This is a genomic window from Epilithonimonas hispanica (assembly GCF_003385395.1).
Taxonomy (GTDB): domain Bacteria; phylum Bacteroidota; class Bacteroidia; order Flavobacteriales; family Weeksellaceae; genus Epilithonimonas; species Epilithonimonas hispanica.
Window position 1 is genome coordinate 79,882 of sequence record NZ_QNUG01000004.1, and the last position, 22,806, is coordinate 102,687.

Below are 22,806 nucleotides of genomic sequence, written 5' to 3' on the forward strand. Positions count from 1 at the left end.
AACCGACATGGCTGTCGGTTTTAATATTATTGATTTAAAGTAAACATTATTGCTTGATTAATTTCTTATTAAGAGTTCCTTTTTGAGATTTAATTGTTACAATGTATGTTCCTGTCTTTAATCTTGAAACATCAAAATTATTCCTCGAAACTGAGTCAGAATTAAACTCTTTTACCAGTTTACCTGATTGATCAAAAACTTTTACATTTTCAATTTTTTGTATTCCATCAATTTTAAATTGATTTTTAACTGGATTGGGAGATATTGAAACTAATTTTTGAGTAGAAGCCTCATTTAACCCTAATACAGAACACTCTAATATCGCTTTAAAACCAGCTTCATTGACCATTGCATCAGATCTAAAAACCAATGTAATTGCGCCTGTCTCATGTGTAGATTCAAAAGGTCCTCTAATTGTAGTTCCTGACATATTATTAGATCCCGAAAAAATAGGTGAAGTTGTAGAAGGACCATTTCTAACAGTCAAGAAATCATAACCTTGCTCCAAATTAAATTCTTGGAAAGTTATTTTTAATTTTTGAGCATCATTATCTGGATAGAATGTTTTGCTCCAAGTCTCGCTATCAGAATAATTACCATCAGCACCACCAGTATCTGTTATTGTTTTTCCACACCAATCATCATCTGTCAAAATAATTTGAGATCTTTGATATGCTGGTGAACAATCCGTACCTACTTCTATTTTATAAAAAGTCCCTTGGGAAAGACCTTGAATATTGAAATTTTTCTCTATTGTATTACCTGATTGAACCACAGTTCCATCCTTTAAACTCACTCGATATTTCCATTCAGTAGAAGTAGCATCAGTAATAGCAACCGTCGCTGTAGTCTTAGCAACTGTCGGAACAGACAACCCAGTAACTGTAGTTGAACAAGCCGTCACACAATTCCCACTCAAACAAGCCTTAGAATCAACCGTTTGTCTTATTAGAGCTCCTGGTTGTTCACCAAATCCTTTTGTAAAATTGATTCCAGTTGAAACCAAATGACAATAACTCATAATAGTACCTCCATCACTCGGGATTGGACCAATAGGGCAATCACCTTCAGCAAGATCAGGGTTGTAAGTTGGAGCACATCCATCGATAGCAGTACCATCTCCATTCCATGAACAAGCATGCGTATGAGGAGAACCTAAAGCATGTCCCATCTCGTGTGTCATTGCCATAACCGTCCAAGAATATGTTGGAATATCATTAAAAGTCATATTAATTCCTGAATATGCATAACGATTGTTTGTACACAAGGAGTTAAGATATGCTACACTAGTCGTAGATGGGTAGTTTACAAGATGGGCAAGATCGCCTTCAAAAGTTGTTCTATTTGAACGGAATGCAGATAAGTTTGCACTATAACTACCTGTATAAGGATCTGCCGTTTCCCAAACATACACGGTCTTTAGAGACATTTTAACACCATCATTTACATATAATGTATTGATATTATTGTGAACAGCAGATATCCAATTGATTGTGTTAGTCACATCACTTCCATTTTGTTGGAAAGGCTTGTAACAAATCTCATAATAAACTCTTACACAAGCATCTGTCATCTGAGGTGCTTTAGAGGCTTGCGGATCGAATCTTACTTTTTGAGTTTCATTTTCCATCAATTCATCAGCAGAACAGATAAATGGATTTTTCCCAGTTAATTTTTGGTCATTATAAACTACGAAATCTTCTGAGTTAACAGCTTTTCCCAAAGTCACATTTCCAATATTATTTGCAGAAGCAATACCTACTACATCATTATCAAAAAAACTAAATGCAACTACAGATGTATTGTCTCCTTTGATAATCCCTCTGTAAAAAACCCCTTTTTTATAATTAGTAATTTGTCTTTTGTTGGTCTCAGCTTTGAATTCTGGAGAATAAATATCAACCCTTACCATTTCTACTGTAAGCTGCCTATCTTCAAAAGGAAAATCCATCTCCAATGCTTCAGGTTTTTCACTTATCAAATTTCTTAATTGTTTTTTATCCAAATTTAACACCTTAGCATCTCTCGCAGCTAGTTGATAAACCATCTGCTTACCACTTGTATTATCCAACGTGAATGGATTGACTTTCTTAAATACTACTTTCTTGTTTTGAAAATCCTTTACTTCTTTTGCTATAGGTTTTAAACCAGCCTGCGCAGAAGAAAGAATAAAAACAAAAACCGTTAAAAACAGTTGTAAAATTCTTTTCATATAAACTTTTTTTTAAATCTTTACAAAAAAAGCAATTATTAATCAATTAAACTAAGAATATATCATTTTTTTACATTCTAAATATTGAATAATAAATATGTGTTAGTTTTTTGTACATTAAGCTATCTTTGCAAAAAAATATTGCTTCAATGCTGTATTCTATTATTAAGGCGATTCACATTATTTTTATGGTAAGTTATTTTGCCGGGATTTTTTATCTGGTGAGATTGTTTGTTTATTATAAAGATACTGACGAGTTTGATGATGTCAAACAAAATATTCTCAGAAATCAATATAGTTTTATGGCTGTGAGGCTTTGGAATATTATTACTGTTCCTGCAGGAGTTTTAATGTTATTAAGCGGATTGACGATGATTTATTATAATTCAGGATTAATGAAAACCCCTTGGTTTCATTTGAAACTAACATTTCTGGTTGGGTTGGGAGTTTATCATTTTTGGTGTTGGAAAAAAGTGAAAGAACTCAAAAAACTCAACGGGAACACTCTTCAAACTCCTAATATCAAGCTTAGACAATTCAATGAGATTGCAACTTTTATTTTATTCGCTGTTGTTTTTACAGTTATTCTCAAATATTACGTTATAGAATATTGGTGGCAATTACTACTCGGATTTTTCGGAATCATTTTCCTGATAACATCCATTGTCAAATTGGTCAATAGAAATAAGATAAAAGAAAAAAGGCAAAAGAATCAGGATTAATGGCTTCGAGAACCTCAGCCTGACAAAAAAAGAACTAAACAAAAAACTCTAATACACTCAAACTCTACAACCCATTTATGCTAGCTATATTCAAAAAAGAACTTTGGAATTTTTTCGGAAACTGGAGCGCGTGGATTATCATCGCTGGTTTCAGCATCATCTCCGCACTGTTCCTATTTTTTTTCGAGAACGATTTTAATATTTTCGATATTGGAAGTGCTACTTTACAAAGTTTCTTTGTGCTTTCGCCTTGGCTTTTTATGTTCATCATTCCGGCTATCAGTATGAGAACTTTGGCTGAGGAAGAACAATCGGGAACATTATTCTGGTTATTTTCGCAACCTGTAAAAATCACAGATATTGTTGGTGGAAAATTCCTTTCCGTATGGTTGGTTGGGATTCTTTGCCTTTTACCATCATTGATTTATTATTACACAGTTTGTGTTTTGGGCGTTCCAGAAGGTAATATTGATGGAAGTATGACTTTCGGAAGTTATGCTGGTTTAATTATTCTGATTGCCTCATTTTCCGCTGTTGGGATTTTGGCTTCATCTTTATCATCTAATCAAATTACTGCTTATTTATTAGGCGTTTTTATTTGTTTCATTTCATACTTTGGGATAGAACAATTAGCGAGTTACAAACTATTAGGAGGAGCAGATTATATCTTGCAAAACATCGGATTTTATCAGCATTTTCTAGCTTTCACAAGAGGACAGATTGATACCAAAGATGTTTTCTATTTTCTTTTCGTCATATTCTTAGGATTAGGCTTGGCAAGCTGGTTTGTTTGTAAAAAGAAATAAAAGAATCAAGTAAAAAGATAAAAGGCTTCTAGAAGCTTAGCCTGACAACCGACAACTAACAACTGTCAACTAATATTAAAAATGAATAAAAAAAATAAAATCGCGCTCATTATCATCACTGTCATTCTTATTATCGGGATGAGCGGACTCATATATAAACGTTTCGATCTCACGGCAGAAAAACGCTACACACTTTCCGATTCCACTATTAAAGTTTTGAAAAGCATCAACAAACCAATGACTTTTGAAGTTTACTTGGATGGTGATTTTCCAGCTTCTTTCAAACAGCTTCAGAACGAAACCAAATTTATGCTGGACGAGTTCCGAAAAATCAATCCAAAAATCGATTACAAATTCCGTGATCCAATTGCTGAGAAAATCCCGATGGATACTCTGCAGGCAATGGGAATTCAGCCTTCTCAACTGGTAGATAAAAAAGCAGGAAAAGATTCTCAGATCATTCTTTATCCTTATGCAGCGGTCAAATATAATGGCTATGGAACTTCTATTCCACTAATGGTTCAGCAATCCGGAATTGATGCGCCGACTCAGCTTAATAAATCCATTGAAAACTTAGAATACAACTTCGTTTCCACAATAAAAGGAATGACCGAAGAAACGGTGAAAAATGTAGGTTTTTTAGTGAATCAACAGGAGTTAGGACCAGATGAATTCCGAGGATTCTTGGATGTTGCGATGGAAAACTATAACATTGGACCAATAATTCCTGAAAACAAAACTGAATTGTCTCTAGCCGACGTTCCGAAGCTGAAACAAATGGACGCCCTTGTCATCGCAAAGCCTAGAAAAGCTTTTACAGATAATGAAAAAGTGATTCTCGACCAATATATTATGAACGGCGGAAAAACACTTTGGATGATTGATGCCGTGAATGCGGAAATGGACACTCTTTTCCAAGCCAAGAAAATAATGGCTTATCCGCTTGACCTTAATCTGACTGATTTTATGTTCAATTATGGACTGAGAATCAATCCTGCTTTGACCAAGGATATGAAAAAATCGGCTTTAGTAAGAATTGTTTCTGGTGAAATTGCCGGCAATCCGCAATATAGTAGTTTTCTTTGGCCATATTTTCCATTAGGAATTGCTGAAACCAAAAATCCAATTACGAAAAACATCAATCCTGTAAAATTCGAATTTCCAACTTCGATTGATACTTTGGGAAGACCAAATATCAAAACCAAAGTTCTTTTCGAATCCAGCGAAAGAACTATTAGCAAAACGGTTCCGAACTATGTTGCTCTATCTGAAATCGTAAGAACAGACAGCATTGGAGAAATGGAACGTCCTACTCCTCCGAAGATTTTTGCTGTAGCTTTGGAAGGAAAATTCAAATCAGCTTATGCAACGAGAAGCGAGAAAAATTCTTATCCTAATTTCAAAGCTCAAAGTCCAGAAAATAAAATGCTCGTAATTGCCGATGGCGATGTTGCAAGAAACCAAATCTGGAAAGGAAAATCGCTTCCTTTGGGAGAAGATCTTTTGACCAAAGCTCAATATGGAAATGCGCAATTCCTAAGAAATGCATTAGACTATCTTTTGGATGACAGCAATCTGATGGAACTCCGAAACAGAACGATTGAAATCCGTTTACTAGATCGAGAAAGAATAGAGGAAGAACGCTCAAAATGGCAATGGATTAATCTGCTTTTACCTTTAGGAATTTTGGGAGTTTTGGGAGCTGTCTTTTATTTTCTTAGAAAGAAAATGTTTTCGTAAATGCAAAGGCTTCGACAGGCTCAGCCTGACAAAAAGAAATATAATAGATAGTATTAGAGATGTCATCCTGAGCTTGTCGAAGGATTTCTGTATATTCAAAACAACTTATTATGAAAAACCTTTTATTAGCTTTAATTTCCGGAGTTTTGTTAGCCATCTGCTGGCCTACTTATGGGATTCCGTTTTTTATATTTTTTGCTTGGGTTCCGCTTTTGATGGCGGAACATAATATCACTAAGTTCAGTAATATCAAGAAGAAAAGCTTGGCAGTTTTTGGTTTCTCCTATCTTACTTTTTTGATTTGGAATTGGGTTACAACCGGCTGGCTTTATAATTCACAATTGCCTGACGGAAGCAAGTCTCTGTTAGCAGTTCTGTTTCCTGTTTTGACCAACTCATTTTTTATGGCTTTGGTTTTCTTGGCTTATCACTTTTATAAGAAAAGTCAGGGAACTTATTTTGGATTGGTATTTTTTGTAGCGATTTGGATGTGTTTTGAGAAACTTCATCTTGTTTGGGAATTCACTTGGCCTTGGCTGAATCTCGGAAATGTTTTTGCAGATTATCATCAGTTTATCCAATGGTATGATACTTTGGGCGCAACAGGTGGAAGTTTCTGGATTTTGGTTTGTAATGTTTTAGTTTTTTATACGATAAGAATTTGGGAAGCTGGAAGAATTAGAAAATCACTAATCAAAAATGTTTTAATGACGGCAGGTTTTATCATTTTACCGATGGTCATTTCTTTAGTTAAATATTACAATTATTCGCCGGAAACTGTTGGTTCAATCAATGTAACGATGCTTCAGCCTGCGCTTGATCCTTATAATGAAAAATATCAAAAAGATAGTTTGACGATTGAAAATGATTTGTTGAAATTAGCTTCAGAAAATTCGGTTTTACAGAGTGATAAAAAGTCAAAAATCGATTTATATCTTTCCCCGGAAACGTCACTTCCCGGAATTGGAGGTTTCAGTGAAAGAGGATTTCATAATAGTTTGTTGATCAATAACATCAAGGCATTTCTTTCTCAACATCCGAAATCTGTTTTCTCAGGCGGGATTTCCAGCTATTATGTTTACAAAGAAGACGAAGAAAAACCTGTAACAGCAAGCTATCTCGACAGACAAGGAATCTGGGTGGACGAATATAATTCGGCAATACAAATCATCCCGAATCAACAACCGGAAGTTTATCACAAAGCAATGCTCGTTCCCGGTGTTGAGATTTTTCCTTACATCAATTTCTTCAAACCAATCTTAGGAAACGTGATGTTGGATTTAGGTGGAACAACACGTTCACTTGGGATTTCTAAAGAAAGAAAAGTCTTCGCCAATCCTTATAACAAATCTGTGATCGCGCCGATTATTTGCTATGAAAGTATTTACGGAGAATTCGTGACAGATTATGTCAAAAAAGGCGCAAATCTTCTAACAATTGTAACGAACGATTCTTGGTGGGGATATTCACAAGGACATAAGCAATTGTTGGATTACGCCAAACTAAGAGCGATAGAAACAAGGCGAGAAATCGCTAGAGCGGCAAACAGCGGAACAAGTGCTCATATCAATTCCAGAGGAGACATCGTAGATGATTTACCTTATGGTGCAAAAGGGGCTTTGACAGCAAAAGTTAATTTGATTGACAAAGAAACGTTCTACACCAAAAGTGGAGATTTTCTTTCCAGACTTTGTCTTTTCGTAATTGGAGCCTTGTTACTTTTTATTCCTGGTAGAAAATATTTGACGAGGAAGAAATAATAAGTTGGAGAGTTTTAGTGTGAGGAAATTTGAGGGTTATTCTTAAACTCTAACACACTAAAACTCTCCGACTCTCAAATTCAAAGATTCGGTAAATATCTTTCTTTAATGATATTCAAATGGTGAATGTTGTGACCAACGGTTAGTTTTCCGATTGTTTCTACTTTGATGTCATTTCCGTTCACAATCCCAATCAATTGAAGTGCTTCTTCGGGAAGATTTTTAAAGAATTTAATCGATAATTTTCTGGTTAATTTGAATTCTTTAATCAGACTTTTTAAAGTTCGAGTTTCTGCATAAGAATTGTCCGCCCAAGCTTCTTCATCAAATCCCGAAACTAAGGATTGGTCTTTTCTTGAAAACCTCAAAGCTCTATAAGCAAATACTTTTTCTGTATCAATAAGATGTTGCAAGAGTGTTTTTAAACTCCATTTCCCTTCTGCATAAGCATAATTTCCTTGTTCTTCGGAAAGTGATTCATAGATTTCTAAAGTTGCGTCTGAAGTTATTTTAAGTTCTTCAATCCAGTTTTCCGAAGGAACCAAATCAAGGTAACGTTGGATGTATTTATCGAATTCTGTCATAGTTTAGTTGTTGGTTTATAGTTGTCTGTTGTCAGGCTAAGGCTCTCGAAGCCCTTTCAATATGAATAAAATCAATAATCATTTATAATTTATCATTCATAATTAATTACCAACTTCCCATTCATAGAAATTCACTTCATCATATTTTTTGAAACCTGCACTTGGATATAACTGATTTCCAATCCTATTTTCTTTTCCGGTTTCCAAATACATTCCGCAAGAATCGGATGTTCTGCAAAGTACTTTTGCTTCTTCTATCAAAACTTTAGAATAACCTTTTCCACGAGAATTTGAATTTACATAAAGGTCATTCAGCAACCAATAACGTTTCATTCTTGTGGATGAAAATAATGGGTATAATTGAACAAAACCGCCCAATTTCCCGTCCTCTTCCACTACAAAAATCTCAGAATCATTGTTTTGCAATCTCTCGGACAAAAACTGTTGAGCTGCTGAAAAATCAGATGTTTTATGATAAAACATTCTGTATTCATCAAACAATTGTGCGAGTTGAGACAAATCGTCGATGGTCGCTTTTCTTGTATTAGTCTTCATCATCATCAGAATTTGCGTCCTCATCTTCGTATTGTTCAAGGTAATAAGTAAAGGTGAAACCTGCTACCTCATCTTCTGCATCTTCCAAGGTTGTTAGAAGGTCTTCAAAAGTTTCCAGTTGGTCCACACTCATATTGACAAATTCGATATGAAGTGGCATTTCCAATTCTCCGGAAATCACATCCGAAAGCGCATCCAGATTATCTCCGAAATATTCTGGTAATTCTAATTTAGATTTCAGTTCTGTATAAAAATCTTCGTAATCGCCAATGTTAGCGAAGTCAATATATATTTCTTTCATTTTAATTAAATTTCCAATGTTTATTCTTTAAAAAATCTTTACAATTGTCACAAAAATCGGTTTCTTCATCTGTTGGATTTCCACCTTCCGCATCTCGCATAAAACAAGTTTTTTCCGGACAATGTTTCAACCCTTGAGTATGCCCAATCTCGTGAATGATTATTTTATAAAACTGCTCTTTTCTTTTTGAAGGATTTAATCGAAAAGATGATGCAACACAAGCTTTTCCCGGACGATATCCTAAGCCCATTATTCCAAAATCTTCTACACTTCCTTTCGTTGCACTGATATCTTTTGTTGTCAGTCCAACTTTGATAAAATTATCTTTTGTTTGAGAACTCAAAAACTTTATTATTGAGTCTGCTCTATATCTATTTCTAGGTTGATAATATGAATTTTTCGGAAAATCAATTTCCTTCAAAACTTCAACATTCGGATAAATCTTTTCAATATGGTTTGCAATATTATCAACTTCATTCATCTTCATATCTTTAAAAGGCTGAAGCTGAATTACAATTCTCTCAGTTGTTTTTGTAATTTCAGTTTTTTGATTTTCATTACACGAAACTAAAAAAAGAACTGCAAAAAGAAAGTTTACCAACAAAATTTTCATTTCAAATCAATTATTGTTTCTCAAACGATTTATAATGATTTTTTGTTAACCAAACTTCTCCATTTTTAGTAAAGACAATTCGGTCTGCATTTCGGTTTCCACAATTATAATTGACGTCAGCTTCGTAATATTGTTCGCCTTTTGGCAATTGTTTTTCACGATTACTGAATTTATCGCCGCCTATTGCTTTTCCCTTTAAAACATCACATAGATTTCCTTTGGACGGAATCCAGCCTTTACTTTTCGCTTCGGATTTTGTGATATAATAATCGGGCAATTTATGATTGGACTTGACGAAAGAAATAACTTTTGTTTCATTTGTCAAATCTTCTAATGAACTTTCTTCAGAAGGTTTTTCAGCACCAAATTTAGTTTCGGATTTATTCTCAGATTGCGCAACTTCGGTCTTCTGACTTCCAACGTCCGACTTCCTTTCGATTCGGTAATTCGAAATGAGATACATAGTCAATATTCCGGCAAATGCGCCGATGAGAAAGAAAAACAGGGTTTTCAGTTTTGGATTCATTGATGAAGATTTATGCGCTAAAATAATGAAAACCTTGATTCTTACAGAAGAAAAAACAAACTTTTAAAAAAAATTGTGCTTAGCCTAATTTTTCTATATTTTGGCACAAAGATAAAAATATGGAAACCCAAACTATGGATAACTTAAAAATGATAGCCGAAACGGCAAAAGACTTCGCTGAAAAAAATATTCGCCCGAACATTATGGATTGGGATGAGAGCCAGACTTTTCCTGTAGCATTGTTTCATCAATTGGGAGAATTGGGTTTTATGGGAATTGTAATTCCCGAAGAATATGGCGGTTCTGGTCTTGGTTATCAGGAATATGTGACCATTTTGGACGAAATTTCTCAGGTTGACCCTTCCATCGGATTATCTGTTGCGGCACACAATTCACTTTGTACGAATCATATTTATGAATTCGGGAATGAAGAACAGAGAAGAAAATGGCTGCCACAATTAGCATCCGGTAAAGTGATTGGAGCTTGGGGATTGACAGAACACAACACAGGTTCTGACTCAGGCGGAATGTCCACCACAGCTGTAAAAGATGGTGATGAATGGATCATCAACGGGGCCAAAAACTTTATCACACACGCTATTTCCGGAGACATTGCAGTTGTAATGACAAGAACCGGAGAAAAAGGCGCAAAAAATAATTCCACAGCATTTGTTTTGGAAAAAGGAATGGCTGGCTTCACTTCTGGTAAAAAAGAAAATAAATTAGGAATGCGTGCTTCCGAAACTGCTGAGTTGATTTTCGACAACGTTCGTGTTCCAGATTCTCATAGATTGGGCGAAGTTGGAAGCGGTTTCAAACAAGCAATGAAAATTCTGGATGGAGGCCGTATTTCTATTGCAGCATTAAGTTTGGGAATTGCGAGAGGTGCTTACAAAGCTGCTCTTAAATATGCTCAGGAAAGACATCAGTTCGGAAAAGCAATTTCGAATTTCCAAGCGGTTAACTTTATGTTGGCGGACATGGCAACAGAAATTGATGCATCAGAATTGTTAATCAGAAGAGCATCTGACCTGAAAAATGCGAAACAAAAAATGACGCGCGAAGGTGCAATGGCAAAATTATACGCTTCCGAAGCTTGCGTAAGAATTTCTAACAATGCTGTTCAAATCTTCGGTGGCTATGGCTATACAAAAGATTTCCCAGTGGAAAAATTCTATAGAGATTCTAAATTGTGTACAATTGGCGAAGGAACTTCTGAAATCCAGAGATTGGTGATTGGAAGGGATATTTGTGATTAGAATATATTTTAATAAACCACAAAAGTCACAAAAGCTTTAAGTTTATTTTAAAAGTTCAAAAAGAAACTAATTAAATTATTAGACTTTTTTGAACTTTTATTTTTTTTAAATTTCTTTTGTGGCTTTTGTGGTTAATAAAAAATAAATGCGGTCTCCTTGGACGGCATTTTTTATATTTGTTAAAATTTTAGAAAAATAATGGAAAAATTAGATAGCCTGAATCAGGTAGCCGAATTTCACAAAACCTTCAATGCTCCAATTCTTGACACGCCACAGATTCCTTCAAAAGAACGTGCTGCATTGAGAGTTAGTCTTCTACAAGAAGAATTGGACGAACTAAAAAAAGCCATTGAAGACAATGATTTGGTAGAAGTTGCTGATGCACTTTGTGATTTGCAGTATGTTTTGAGCGGTGCTGTTTTGGAGTTTGGTTTGGGAGAAAAATTCGTGGAGTTGTTCAATGAAGTTCACCGTTCTAATATGTCCAAAGCTTGTGATAATGAAGTTCAGGCTCAGGAAACTGTAGAATTCTACAAAGACAAAGGAACCGATGCTTATTACGAAAAATCTGGGAACAAATACAATGTTCACAGAGTTGCAGACAACAAAGTTCTTAAGAACAAATATTATTCTGCTGCGGACATTGCTTCGTTATTAAAATAAAAAACTCAGGATGAAAAAAATTTCGATTTTATTGGGAATTATTGCATTAATGACTATTAATTCTTGTGCAGAAAGAGTGATTGTCAATCGTGAAGTAGAATCCAAAAATGATGGCAAAATGTTGCTTGGAACTCAGACGCTAGACCAATTCCGAAAAGAACCTTTCAAAACTTGGTTTGATGAAGAATATAATCGTTATCAGATTGATCAATCGAGTTTGGCAGAATTGAAAAAAGAAAAACTTAATTCTTACAGTTTGGTTGTGTTTGTGGGAAGCTGGTGCGAGGATAGCCATAGAGAATTTCCGAGATTGATTAAAATTCTGGAAACCTTGAAATACAATACTGAGAAAATGCAAATTATCGCAGTCAATAGAAAAAAAGAATCTCCGGCCGGCGAAGAAGGTTTGTATAACATCACTCTAGTTCCGACAATCATCGTGAAAAAATATGGAAAAGAAATCGGAAGAATCACAGAAATGCCAGAAACAGGCTATTTGGAAAGAGATTTGCTTAACATTCTGAAAAAAGATAATAATTCAGGCTTGTTTAAATAAAACTAAATTATTCAAAATGTTTTTTTTTACCACATAGACACATAGCTAAAAGATTAAATAGTATTTTATTTCTATTTAATCTTTTTTAGAATTATTTTTTCTATGTGCCTATGTGGTTTTATATTTTTTATTAATTAAACATTGCTGATAAATTCTAAATCAATGAATAAATACACAGGACTACTTTCATTTATTTTCGGAATCATTTTAACTGTTTTCGTTTTTCTGTCGTGGAGAAGTTGCAACAAAAAAGATGAAGGCGCACTCGTAAATCAAGATTATTATCTGATTACGAATCAAATCCAAAAAATGAACAAAATGGTAGTTTTGGAACAGGATTTTTCCAGTTTTCAGACACACAAAAGTTCTGCTGCCACAGTTGCAGGTTTTGATATTCTGCCAAGAGAAATGGTTCTTTATACCACTGCAAAAGCTCAGGTTTCCTACGACTTGAAAAGAATGAAAATCGATATCGATACAGTTAGCAAAAAAGTGATTATTAATGAATTGCCCCAACCCGAAATCAAAATTTTTCCCGATGTGAAAATTCATTTTATGGATGATTATGCGGTGAATAGATTCAAACAAAGTGATATCAACAGCATTATGGAATCTGCCAAGAAAAATATGGCAAAAAGCGTGAATCAAGAAAGTCTGAAACAGCAAAGTAAAAAACAACTTAAAGAAAATCTTAACGAAATTTTTGTTTTGGCAAAAGCCTTGCATTATTCGATAGAAGACAAAACTAACACTTTTCCTTCCACCGAATTATAAAAAACCAACGTTATGAATCCTGATAAAAAATCCGAAAACAGTAACAATTCTGAAAATAAAAAGCAGACCGAAGATTTTAAAAATATTCCTGCTGCTTCTGATAAAAAAAATCCGCCTGATATTGATAAACAAGATATTGACAAAAGTTCGAAAATCAATAAAGACGGAAAAACCGAGAATACAGAAAAGTAATTTATTTATTAAAATAATTCATCAATCCTTTCAAAATTTTGAAAGGATTTTTTATTGAAAATTGTCAAAATAAAACATCTGTTTAATCTAAAAACCATAAAAAGTTTAGTAAAACTGATTTTGTTTAAGAAATTAATGTATATTTAACACTGAAAATCAAACGTTAACAATTTGATTTCGCTGTGTTCTTTAAATTCCGTTTCACTTAAAAACATTACAGCTATGTCTTATATTGTAGTAGGACTTTTCCCGAATCAGATGGAAGCTGATAAAGTCCTTTTAAAATTGGAAAACGCAGGTTACAATGACTACATTCTTTCTCATTCTGATGAGGAAATTTCACAAAATGCAGCCATTGAGAAGAAAAATGGGTTTTGGAATTGGTTATTTGATGATGACCACCTCGATATTGCCCGTTTCGAATATGCAAGTATTGACCACAACACGATTACCGTACATCTGAAAACAGAACAAGACGCTCACATCGTGAAAGATATCCTAGACAACAATGGCGCAGTGAATGTAGAAGAGAAAACTAGAGACTATATGTTTGAAAATCATTCCGAAACGTTACAAAATTATTCGAATTCTGAAAGTATAAATGCCAAAATCATTGCAAAAGCTAAGAACAATCTATTCTTTACAAACAATAGAAAACCACATTCTCATCACGAAAAAAGAATATCTGATGAAATCGATGGATTGGTATTTACAAAATTCAAGTAAAATGATTAAGAGCACCTAAGACAGTGACAAAGCGAGAACTGAGGACGGATAAAGGCGCCCAAAACCTTAAAATTTGTTAAATAATAATGAATTTCTGCTTTCTGCCACAATTTTTGTTTAACAAATGACAAATATGTTTAACACCAAAAAAATATTATTATGTCTTACACGATTATCGGGATTTTCCCCAATGAAACAGAAAGCAGAGATGTGATTACAAAACTGGAAGACGCGGGTTTGTACGAATATACGATTTCGAAGTCCGAAATCGAAGCGCTTGAAAAAGTTGATACTGAGAAGAAGCCAAGTTTTTTTGACTGGTTATTTGATAGAGATGTTGTTGAAAAAGACCGTTATGAATACGCGAGTATCGATAGCAACACCATTACAGTTTATACAGAAACCGAAGAAGATGCCAATGCAGCAAAAGCAATCCTAGACGATAATGGCGCAATAGATGTGGAAGAAAAAACCAGAGGTTACTTGGCTGGAAAACATCCAAATACTCATACAGAATATCCCATTTCCGAATCAAAAAAAGCAAGAATCATTGCCAAGGCTAAAAATGATTTGTATTTCACAGATGACAGAAAAGCGACGACAACTATACAAGAAGGAATGGTAGATGAAATGGATTCTTTGGGAAATAAAGATTAAAAAATTATTTCCCCAATCCTGAAGGGAGTAATTTTTATAAATAGCAAAAAAAGAACCGAATTTCTTCGGTTCTTTTTTATTGGTTTCATATTAATATTTATACAATTGTGGATTTTCCCAATTGGATATTTTCGTAATTATAATAAGATTTTTCCGAGAAACTGATGTAATCTGCGATGAAATCTCCAACTTCTGAAGTTGAGTAATTTTGTTCAGCATTCAAATCAACGGTTACAAATTTGCTTTCGATTGCGTGTTCTACACTTTGACGCAATTTCTCTGCAGCGACATTTAATTGAAGGTAATCCAACAACATCGCAGCACTTAAAATTGAAGCAATTGGATTTGCAATTCCTTTTCCTTTTGCTTGAGGATAAGAACCGTGGATTGGCTCAAAAAGTCCATTATTTTCACCAATAGAAGCTGACGGCAATAATCCGATTGAACCGCCAATTACACTGGCTTCGTCTGAAATAATATCACCAAACATATTTTCTGTAAGAATCACATCAAACTGTTTTGGATTGAGAATCATTTGCATCGCAGCGTTGTCCACAAACATAAAATCTAATTCAACATCCGGATATTCCAGAGCTATTTCTTTGACGATTTTTCTCCAAAGTCTGGATGTATCTAGAACATTAGCCTTGTCAATCAATGTCAGTTTTTTCTTTCTTTTCTGCGCATCTTGGAATGCCAAATGTGTAATTCCAATGATTTCTTCTCTGGAATATTTGCAAAGATCGTAAGCATATTCACCATTTTCATCCGTGAATTTTTCCCCGAAATAAATTCCGCTAATCAGCTCACGATAAATATGAATATCCGTTCCATCAACGATTTCTTTTTTCAACGGACTTTTTTTAATCAAAGAAGCGTAGGTTTTTATCGGTCTGATATTCGCAAACAATCCTAATTCTTTTCTCAATTTCAATAAACCTTGCTCCGGACGAACTTTTGCATCAGGATTATTGTCAAATGCTGGATCACCAATTGCTCCAAACAAAACAGCATCAGAATTTTTACACAATGCCAAAGTCTCATCCGGCAGTGGATTTCCTGTCTGATAAATAGCTTCTGCTCCCACACTTCCATAATCGAATTGGAATTTATATTGAAAAGTTTCACCGATTATTTTCAATATTTTCACACTTTCCTTGGTAACTTCAGGACCGATTCCGTCGCCTGCTAAAACTGCTATTTTATAAGTTTTGCTCATATACTTTCTGTGTTTGTTGTTCAAATTTTTGGATAGCTTCTTTCTTACTGGTTAAAAAATCGATGTCGTCATAGCCATTCAAAAGACATATTTTTTTATAAGAATCGAGTTCGAAATTTTCTGTTCTATTATTAAAAGAAATGGTTTGTTTTTCAACATCCACAGTAATTTGAGTTGAAGGATTTTGAGTAATCGTTTCTATTAAATCTTTAAGATATCCTTCCGAAACTTTCACAGGAAGAAGTCCATTGTTAAGCGCATTTCCTTTGAAAATATCTGCAAAATAACTGGACACAACGACTTTGAAACCGTAATCTGTGAGCGCCCAAGCCGCGTGTTCTCTACTGCTTCCACATCCAAAATTACTTCCTGCCACTAATATTTCTCCGGAATATTTAGAATTATTCAGAACGAAATCAGCGTTTGGCTCATTTGTATGAACATTATATCGCCAGTCTCTGAAAAGATTTTCTCCGAAACCTTCTTTGCTGATACTTTTCAGGAAACGCGCCGGAATAATCTGATCTGTATCTATATTTTCACTAGGCAATGGAACAGCCTGAGAATTGATTAAAACTAATTTTTGCATACTTATAATTCAGTGTTCAAAATTTAAAATTCAATGTTTTAAATTCCAGTGTATAATTAATTCAAGTTTTCAAAAGCGGGAATTCTACCTTCCACAGCAACTTTCGCCGCAGTTAACGGGCTTGCTAAAAGTGTTCTTGCACCTTGACCTTGTCGACCTTCGAAGTTTCTGTTGGAAGTGGAAACACAATATTCACCTTCCGGGATTTTATCTTCATTCATTGCTAAACAAGCCGAACATCCCGGTTGACGGATTTGAAAACCCGCTTCATTAAATACTTTATCCAAACCTTCATCATAAATTTGTTTTGCCACTTGTTGTGAACCTGGAACCAGCCAAGCCACAATATTTTCAGCCTTTTGTTTTCCCTTAACATAATCTGCGGCAGAACGGAAATCCTCAATTCTAGCATTAGTACAACTTCCAATGAAAACATAATTCACTTTGATATCCGCTGTTGATTGTCCGGCATCAAGACCCATATATTTCAAGGCTTTTTCCTCAGATTCGTTTTGAGCAGTCGGAATTTTAGAATCGATGGAAATTCCCATTCCCGGATTGGTTCCGTAAGTTATCATTGGTTTGATATCTTCTGCAGCAAACTCAAATTCTTTATCAAAAACCGCATCAGAATCAGATTTCAAAGTTTTCCAATACGCTACTTTCTCGGTCCACTCCTCTCCTTTTGGTGCAAATGTTCTGTCTTTGATATAATTGAAAGTAGTTTCGTCTGGTGCAATCATTCCGCCTCTAGCCCCCATTTCGATACTCATATTACAAACTGTCATTCTTCCTTCCATCGACATTTCTTCAAAGACATTTCCGGCATATTCACAGAAATATCCCGTTCCTGCATCGGTTCCGGTTTTTGAAATAATGTAAAGAATCACATCTTTTGCCTGAACATCTTTATTCAGTTTTCCATTCACAGAAACTCGCATAGATTTTGGCTTGTTCATCAACAGACATTGGCTTGCAAAAACCTGTGCTACCTGACTTGTCCCGATTCCAAAAGCGATGGAACCAAATGCGCCGTGCGTGGAAGTATGGCTGTCACCGCAAACAATGCTCATTCCCGGTTGAGTAATTCCCAATTCCGGTGCGATGATGTGAACAATTCCTTGATATTGATGTCCAAGTCCGTATAATTCGATGTTATTTTTTTTGCAATTTTCAGTCAATTGCTGAACTTGCGTTCTTGATAATTCGTCTTTGATAGGCAGTTCTTGTCCCAAAGTCGGAACATTGTGGTCTGCTGTTGCAACAATCTGATTCGGACGAAAGATTTCTAAACCTCTCGCTTCCAACTCTGCAAAAGCCTGCGGACTGGTCACTTCGTGAATCAAATGTTTGTCTATATAAATCACCTGAGGTCCATCCGGAACGGTTTCTACAACGTGCGCATCCCAGACTTTATCAAATAATGTTTTGTTTTGGCTCATTTTATTTCTATCCAATTTTTTGATTAAATGATTTCATCATATAACTTAAATCATCATTATTAACTTCTTTCTTAGTATCGGCAATTTTCAAAAACTCCTGATACAAAAAGTCCAACTCTACTTTTGTCACATCAAAACCAATATTTTTGAATCGATATGCTAAAGCAGAACGTCCACTTCTCGCAGTCAAAACAATAGAAGATTCATTGATTCCGACTTCTCTTGGGTCGATGATTTCGTAAGTTTCTCTGTTTTTGATGACGCCATCCTGATGAATTCCTGAACTGTGAGCAAATGCATTCGCACCAACAATCGCTTTGTTCGGTTGAACCGGCATTCCCATCAAGTCAGAAACGAGATAACTCATTTCGTTCAGCATTTTGGAATTGATATCAGTGAAGAAATTAAGGTCTGGATGTTGTTTGATAATCATCACCACTTCTTCCAAAGCTGTATTTCCGGCACGTTCGCCAAGTCCATTGATTGTACATTCGATTTGTCTGGCGCCGTTGATAATGCCTGAAATCGAATTGGCGGTTGCCATTCCCAAATCATTATGACAATGACAAGATAAAATAGCTTTATCAATATCTTTTACATTATCTCTCAGATATTTGATTTTTCTTCCGTATTCTTCCGGCAAACAATAACCTGTCGTATCAGGAATATTAAGAACCGTTGCTCCTGCTTTAATAACTTCTTCACAAACTTTTGCCAAGAAATCATTGTCCGTTCTTCCTGCATCTTCCGCATAAAATTCAACATCATCTACAAAATTCCTGGCATATTTCACAGCTTCAACTGCACGTTCCAAAACCTCTTCTCTTGTAGAATTGAATTTGAATTTGATATGAGAATCCGAAGTCCCGATTCCTGTATGGATTCTTGGTCTTTTAGCATATTTCAAAGCTTCCGCCGCAACTTCAATATCTTTTTTATTAGCTCTCGTCAATCCGCAGACTTTAGCATTTTTTACGATTTTTGAAATCTCCTGAACCGACTGAAAATCGCCAGGACTGGAAATCGGAAAACCTGCTTCTATAATATCAACACCTAAAAAATCGAGTTTCTCTGCGATAACTAATTTCTGTTCCGTATTCAGTTTACATCCTGGGACTTGTTCCCCATCTCTCAGTGTCGTATCAAAAATTTCAATTTTTTCAGGATTCATAATAGAGTTTTTATCTAATTTTGATGTTCAAAAGTAGAATTTGATTTATTGTTTATAATAGAAACACTCTAAAAAATACAATATTCGATTTGCTCAAAATAATTTATAAAAAATTAATTATCAAGTATTTAAATATTTAATTTTTACAATGTCAGAATTACAGAAAGATTTTTTATTTGTCCTTATTAAGTCACTTTCCACCTCGGAAAAGAGACAATTTAAGCTATACGTCAATCGCCTCGGGATTAATGTCGATGCAAAATTTCTTCTGCTCTTTTCTGAATTGGACAAAATGAAGGAATACAATGAGGAAATCATTCTTGAGAAAAAAATATCCTCGAAACAACAGCTTTCGAATCTGAAAGCGCATCTTTACAAGCAGATTTTGGTAAGTCTGAGACTCAATCCAAGTCATCAGAATAATAGAATGCAACTTCGGGAACAACTTGATTTTGCCAATATTCTTTATCAAAAAGGTTTACACAAACAAGCTTTGAAAATCTTAGACAAAGCCAAACAATCGGCTTTGGAATTGGATGAAAAAACAATCGCTTCCGAAATCATTGAACTCGAAAAAGTCATTGAATCTCAATTTATTACACGAAGCATCGTTGGACGAGCAGACGAACTTATCCGACAATCCAGTGAAATAAGTCAGCAAAACAGATACGCAACCAAACTTTCTAATTTGTCCTTGAAATTATACAGCGAAATGCTGACGCACGGTTACATCAAAAATGATGAAGACCGAGAAAAAACCATTGATTTTTTTGATAAAAAAGTAACAAAAATAGACCTTAGCAAACTGAATTTCACAGAAAAACTTTGGTATTACAAAGCTCACGTTTGGAAAAATCAGCTTTTGCAGGATTATAAATACACTCTGAAATATGCCTATCAATGGGTAGAATTGTTTCATCAGAATCCTGAAATGATAAAAAGCCACCCGGTTTGGTATATCAAAGGAAATACTTATCTGTTCAAGATTTTGTTTATTTATGGTAGCATCAGAGGAATTGAGAAGAGTTTTGAAAAGTTTAATAATGTTGTTAAATCTGAGATTTTTGTTCATAACGAGAATTCACAGTCTTTGATTTTCCTTAATTATTATAACACTTTAATGAATCTGTATTTCATCAAAGGAGATTTTTTCAAAGGCACAAAATTGATTCCTGAACTGGAATTGAAAATAGAAAAATTCCGTGATAAAGTGGATGAACATCATTTGCTGATACTTTATCTGAAAATTGCATCAATGTATTTTGGAAGTAAAAACTATCAGAACACCATTAAATACGGTTTGAAAATCATTAATTCGAAAGGAAATATTCAGGAGGATTTGCTTTTCCACACGAGGATTTTGATTTTGATGGCAAAATTCGAAGCCGGTTTTGATGACGATTATGATGACTTCGTAAAAAACACATTGAAGTTTGCTAAAAAGATGAAAAACCCTTCGGATTTACATTTCAATATTGTGAATTTCTTCAAGCAAATCGGTGATAAAAATTCGAAAGAACAGATGTTGGCTTTCAAAGAATTCGAAACACAACTGGAAGAATCCGAAAACAACCGGTACGACAAAAGAACGCTGATGTACATCGATATCCACGGATGGATCATATCGAAAGTGAGAAATGTAGATGTTATTGAGATTATAAAAGAGAAAGTTAAGACCAAATAAATATTAATTTTCTTTAAAAAAATCACTATTTTTGCATCCTAAAAAATTTCAGTCATAATGCTAAAAATTACACTTCCTGATGGCAGCATCAGAGAATATGAAGGAGCAGTTACTCCACTACAAGTTGCGCAAAGTATAAGTGACGGTTTGGCAAGAAATACCATTTCTGCAATCGTTAACGGAAAACAGACAGAAGTAGAAACCACGATAACGGAGGATTCTACAGTGCAGCTTTTGACGTGGAATGACGATATGGGTAAAAAAGCATTCTGGCATTCTTCTGCCCACCTTTTGGCTCAGGCAATTATGGAGTTTTATCCTGACGCAAAGCTGACAATCGGGCCTGCAATCGCAAACGGATTCTATTATGATGTAGATTTCGGAGGAAAGCCTTTGTCTGAAAATGACTTCGAAAAACTGGAAAAGAAAATCTTAGAAAACGCTAAGAAAAATTCCACTTTCAACCTTAGAGAAGTTTCAAAAGCTGATGCACTAAAAGAATACGCAGACAATCCTTTTAAAACTGAATTGATTGAAAATTTGTCTGATGGCGAAATCACTTTTGTGACGCACGACAACTTCACAGACCTTTGTAGAGGTGGTCACATCCCTTCAACTGGAATTGTAAAAGCTGTAAAAATATTAAACGCAGCTGGAGCTTACTGGAGAGGTGACGAGAAAAACCCGCAATTGACAAGAGTTTACGGCGTTTCTTTCCCAAAACAAAAAGAACTGACAGAATATCTTGAAAGACTTGAAGAAGCGAAAAGAAGAGACCACAGAAAACTCGGGAAAGAATTGGGGATTTTTGCATTCTCAGAAAAAGTTGGTGCCGGACTTCCACTTTGGTTGCCAAAAGGAGCTGCGCTTAGAAAAAAATTAGAGGAATTCCTTTCCAAAGCTCAGAAAAAACAAGGCTACGAATTCGTGATTTCTCCACACATTGGAGCGAAAGAATTATATATCACTTCCGGACATTGGGAGAAATATGGCGAAGATAGTTTTCAGCCAATCAAAACACCAAATGAAGGTGAAGAGTTTTTGTTGAAACCAATGAACTGCCCACACCACTGCGAGATTTATAAAGCGCAGCAATGGTCTTATAAAGATTTACCAAAACGTTATGCAGAGTTTGGAACAGTTTACAGATATGAGCAGTCCGGAGAATTACACGGTTTGACAAGAGTTCGTGGGTTTACTCAGGATGATGCTCACCTTTTCTGTACGCCTGACCAATTATTGCAGGAATTCGAAAAAGTTATTGACCTTGTATTGTATGTTTTTGGTTCCCTTGGATTTGCTGATTTTACAGCTCAAATTTCATTAAGAGACCCAGAAAACAAAGAAAAATATATTGGTTCCGATGAGAACTGGGAGAAAGCAGAAAGCGCCATCGTATCTGCAGCAAAAGCTAAAGGTCTTAAAACTGTAACTGAATACGGTGAAGCCGCTTTCTACGGTCCGAAGCTTGACTTTATGGTAAAAGATGCTTTGGGAAGAAGTTGGCAGCTTGGAACAATCCAAGTAGATTACAACTTACCTGAAAGATTTGACCTTTGGTATAATGGTAATGATAATGAGAAACACAGACCAGTGATGATTCATAGAGCGCCGTTTGGTTCTATGGAAAGATTCATTGCGATTCTGATTGAAAATACAGCGGGAGATTTCCCACTTTGGCTGAGTCCGGAACAGTTTACGATTTTGCCTATCAGTGAAAAGTATGCAGATTATGCAAAAAAAGTTTCAGAATCATTGGAAATTCACGATATTTGCGGATTGATTGACGACAGAAACGAGAAAACGGGTAAAAAAATCCGTGATGCCGAATTAAAAAAACTTCCATTTATGCTTATTGTAGGTGAAAATGAAGAAAATAACGGTACGATTTCTGTAAGAAGAAGAGGCGAAGGAGATTTGGGAGAAATGACGATTGATGCATTCATCACTTATTTCAAAAAGCAGGCAAAACCAGCATTTGAATTAGGCTCAAATTAATAAAACCTTATAAAGAATATTAATTTTAAAATTTTACAACCATAGCACTAAAAAGAA

23 protein-coding genes are annotated in these 22,806 nt (G+C 35.0%); 13 read left to right on the forward strand and 10 right to left on the reverse strand.

The annotated features are described in order from the left end of the window. Positions 1-46: 46 nt before the first annotated feature. Entirely contained in the window at positions 47-2,212 is a 2,166-nt protein-coding gene (locus DRF58_RS02575; RefSeq protein WP_116032478.1) for a M12 family metallo-peptidase, read from the reverse strand. 149 nt (positions 2,213-2,361) lie between these two features. Between DRF58_RS02575 and DRF58_RS02580 the strand changes: the two genes are divergently transcribed. The 4 genes from DRF58_RS02580 to lnt all read left to right on the forward strand — a co-directional run bounded on the left by DRF58_RS02580 (position 2,362) and on the right by lnt (position 7,240). Continuing rightward, positions 2,362-2,934 (forward strand): CopD family protein, encoded by a 573-nt coding sequence (locus tag DRF58_RS02580; RefSeq protein ID WP_116032480.1) that lies wholly within the window; start codon positions 2,362-2,364, stop codon positions 2,932-2,934. A 77-nt stretch (positions 2,935-3,011) separates the two neighbouring features. Continuing rightward, positions 3,012-3,740, forward strand: coding sequence for an ABC transporter permease (locus DRF58_RS02585; RefSeq protein WP_116032482.1), 729 nt, complete (start codon positions 3,012-3,014; stop codon positions 3,738-3,740). Between the two features lie 81 nt (positions 3,741-3,821). Continuing rightward, positions 3,822-5,480, forward strand: a complete 1,659-nt coding sequence (gene gldG, locus DRF58_RS02590) for a gliding motility-associated ABC transporter substrate-binding protein GldG (RefSeq protein ID WP_116032485.1) — start codon at positions 3,822-3,824, stop codon at positions 5,478-5,480. Positions 5,481-5,590: 110 nt separating this feature from the next. Then, positions 5,591-7,240 (forward strand): apolipoprotein N-acyltransferase, encoded by a 1,650-nt coding sequence (gene lnt, locus DRF58_RS02595; protein WP_116032489.1) that lies wholly within the window; start codon positions 5,591-5,593, stop codon positions 7,238-7,240. 80 nt (positions 7,241-7,320) lie between these two features. On the opposite strand, the gene DRF58_RS02600 is transcribed toward lnt, so the two are convergent. The 5 genes from DRF58_RS02600 to DRF58_RS02620 all read right to left on the reverse strand — a co-directional run bounded on the left by DRF58_RS02600 (position 7,321) and on the right by DRF58_RS02620 (position 9,819). Beyond that, a complete protein-coding gene (locus tag DRF58_RS02600; RefSeq protein WP_116032490.1) occupies positions 7,321-7,824 on the reverse strand; it encodes a DinB family protein in 504 nt (167 codons plus the stop codon). 102 nt (positions 7,825-7,926) lie between these two features. Further along, positions 7,927-8,403, reverse strand: coding sequence for a GNAT family N-acetyltransferase (locus DRF58_RS02605; RefSeq protein ID WP_245955350.1), 477 nt, complete (start codon positions 8,401-8,403; stop codon positions 7,927-7,929). After that, the gene (locus DRF58_RS02610) at positions 8,369-8,680 is read right to left on the reverse strand and encodes a barstar family protein (RefSeq protein WP_116032493.1); all 312 of its coding nucleotides are present in this window, start codon (positions 8,678-8,680) and stop codon (positions 8,369-8,371) included. The genes DRF58_RS02605 and DRF58_RS02610 overlap by 35 nt, the downstream gene beginning before the upstream one ends. A 1-nt stretch (position 8,681) precedes the next feature. Continuing rightward, positions 8,682-9,293: a zinc-dependent metalloprotease family protein gene (locus tag DRF58_RS02615; protein WP_116032496.1), complete on the reverse strand. Its 612-nt coding sequence runs from the start codon at positions 9,291-9,293 to the stop codon at positions 8,682-8,684. A gap of 10 nt (positions 9,294-9,303) precedes the next feature. Next, positions 9,304-9,819, reverse strand: a complete 516-nt coding sequence (locus tag DRF58_RS02620; RefSeq protein WP_116032499.1) for a ribonuclease domain-containing protein — start codon at positions 9,817-9,819, stop codon at positions 9,304-9,306. A gap of 119 nt (positions 9,820-9,938) precedes the next feature. Between DRF58_RS02620 and DRF58_RS02625 the strand changes: the two genes are divergently transcribed. The 7 genes from DRF58_RS02625 to DRF58_RS02655 all read left to right on the forward strand — a co-directional run bounded on the left by DRF58_RS02625 (position 9,939) and on the right by DRF58_RS02655 (position 14,646). Then, complete coding sequence (locus DRF58_RS02625; protein WP_245955351.1) at positions 9,939-11,078, forward strand: acyl-CoA dehydrogenase family protein; 1,140 nt, start codon at positions 9,939-9,941, stop codon at positions 11,076-11,078. A 198-nt stretch (positions 11,079-11,276) separates the two neighbouring features. After that, positions 11,277-11,741, forward strand: a complete 465-nt coding sequence (locus DRF58_RS02630) for a pyrophosphohydrolase domain-containing protein (protein ID WP_116032502.1) — start codon at positions 11,277-11,279, stop codon at positions 11,739-11,741. 10 nt (positions 11,742-11,751) lie between these two features. Beyond that, a complete protein-coding gene (locus DRF58_RS02635) occupies positions 11,752-12,297 on the forward strand; it encodes a TlpA family protein disulfide reductase (RefSeq protein WP_116032504.1) in 546 nt (181 codons plus the stop codon). A gap of 162 nt (positions 12,298-12,459) precedes the next feature. Further along, a complete protein-coding gene (locus tag DRF58_RS02640) occupies positions 12,460-13,071 on the forward strand; it encodes a DUF4230 domain-containing protein (RefSeq protein ID WP_116032506.1) in 612 nt (203 codons plus the stop codon). Between the two features lie 12 nt (positions 13,072-13,083). Next, on the forward strand, positions 13,084-13,263 hold the full coding sequence (locus tag DRF58_RS02645) for a hypothetical protein (protein ID WP_116032508.1): 180 nt from the start codon (positions 13,084-13,086) through the stop codon (positions 13,261-13,263). Between the two features lie 222 nt (positions 13,264-13,485). After that, positions 13,486-13,989 (forward strand): hypothetical protein, encoded by a 504-nt coding sequence (locus DRF58_RS02650; RefSeq protein ID WP_116032511.1) that lies wholly within the window; start codon positions 13,486-13,488, stop codon positions 13,987-13,989. A gap of 159 nt (positions 13,990-14,148) precedes the next feature. After that, positions 14,149-14,646, forward strand: coding sequence for a hypothetical protein (locus DRF58_RS02655; RefSeq protein ID WP_116032512.1), 498 nt, complete (start codon positions 14,149-14,151; stop codon positions 14,644-14,646). A gap of 97 nt (positions 14,647-14,743) precedes the next feature. Here the strand turns inward: DRF58_RS02655 and leuB are convergent, their stop codons facing one another. The 4 genes from leuB to DRF58_RS02675 are packed head-to-tail and all read right to left on the reverse strand — an operon-like array spanning position 14,744 to position 19,067. Then, on the reverse strand, positions 14,744-15,865 hold the full coding sequence (gene leuB, locus DRF58_RS02660; RefSeq protein ID WP_116032515.1) for a 3-isopropylmalate dehydrogenase: 1,122 nt from the start codon (positions 15,863-15,865) through the stop codon (positions 14,744-14,746). Next, entirely contained in the window at positions 15,849-16,454 is a 606-nt protein-coding gene (leuD, locus tag DRF58_RS02665; RefSeq protein ID WP_116032517.1) for a 3-isopropylmalate dehydratase small subunit, read from the reverse strand. Before leuD ends, leuB begins: the two co-directional genes overlap by 17 nt. Positions 16,455-16,510: 56 nt before the next feature. Beyond that, complete coding sequence (gene leuC, locus DRF58_RS02670; protein WP_116032643.1) at positions 16,511-17,896, reverse strand: 3-isopropylmalate dehydratase large subunit; 1,386 nt, start codon at positions 17,894-17,896, stop codon at positions 16,511-16,513. 7 nt (positions 17,897-17,903) lie between these two features. Beyond that, positions 17,904-19,067, reverse strand: coding sequence for a 2-isopropylmalate synthase (locus DRF58_RS02675; RefSeq protein ID WP_116032519.1), 1,164 nt, complete (start codon positions 19,065-19,067; stop codon positions 17,904-17,906). 148 nt (positions 19,068-19,215) lie between these two features. Between DRF58_RS02675 and DRF58_RS02680 the strand changes: the two genes are divergently transcribed. Both DRF58_RS02680 and thrS read left to right on the forward strand, forming a co-directional pair. Then, on the forward strand, positions 19,216-20,751 hold the full coding sequence (locus DRF58_RS02680; RefSeq protein ID WP_116032521.1) for a hypothetical protein: 1,536 nt from the start codon (positions 19,216-19,218) through the stop codon (positions 20,749-20,751). Positions 20,752-20,808: 57 nt separating this feature from the next. Beyond that, a complete protein-coding gene (thrS, locus tag DRF58_RS02685; protein WP_116032524.1) occupies positions 20,809-22,749 on the forward strand; it encodes a threonine--tRNA ligase in 1,941 nt (646 codons plus the stop codon). Positions 22,750-22,806: the final 57 nt, after the last annotated feature.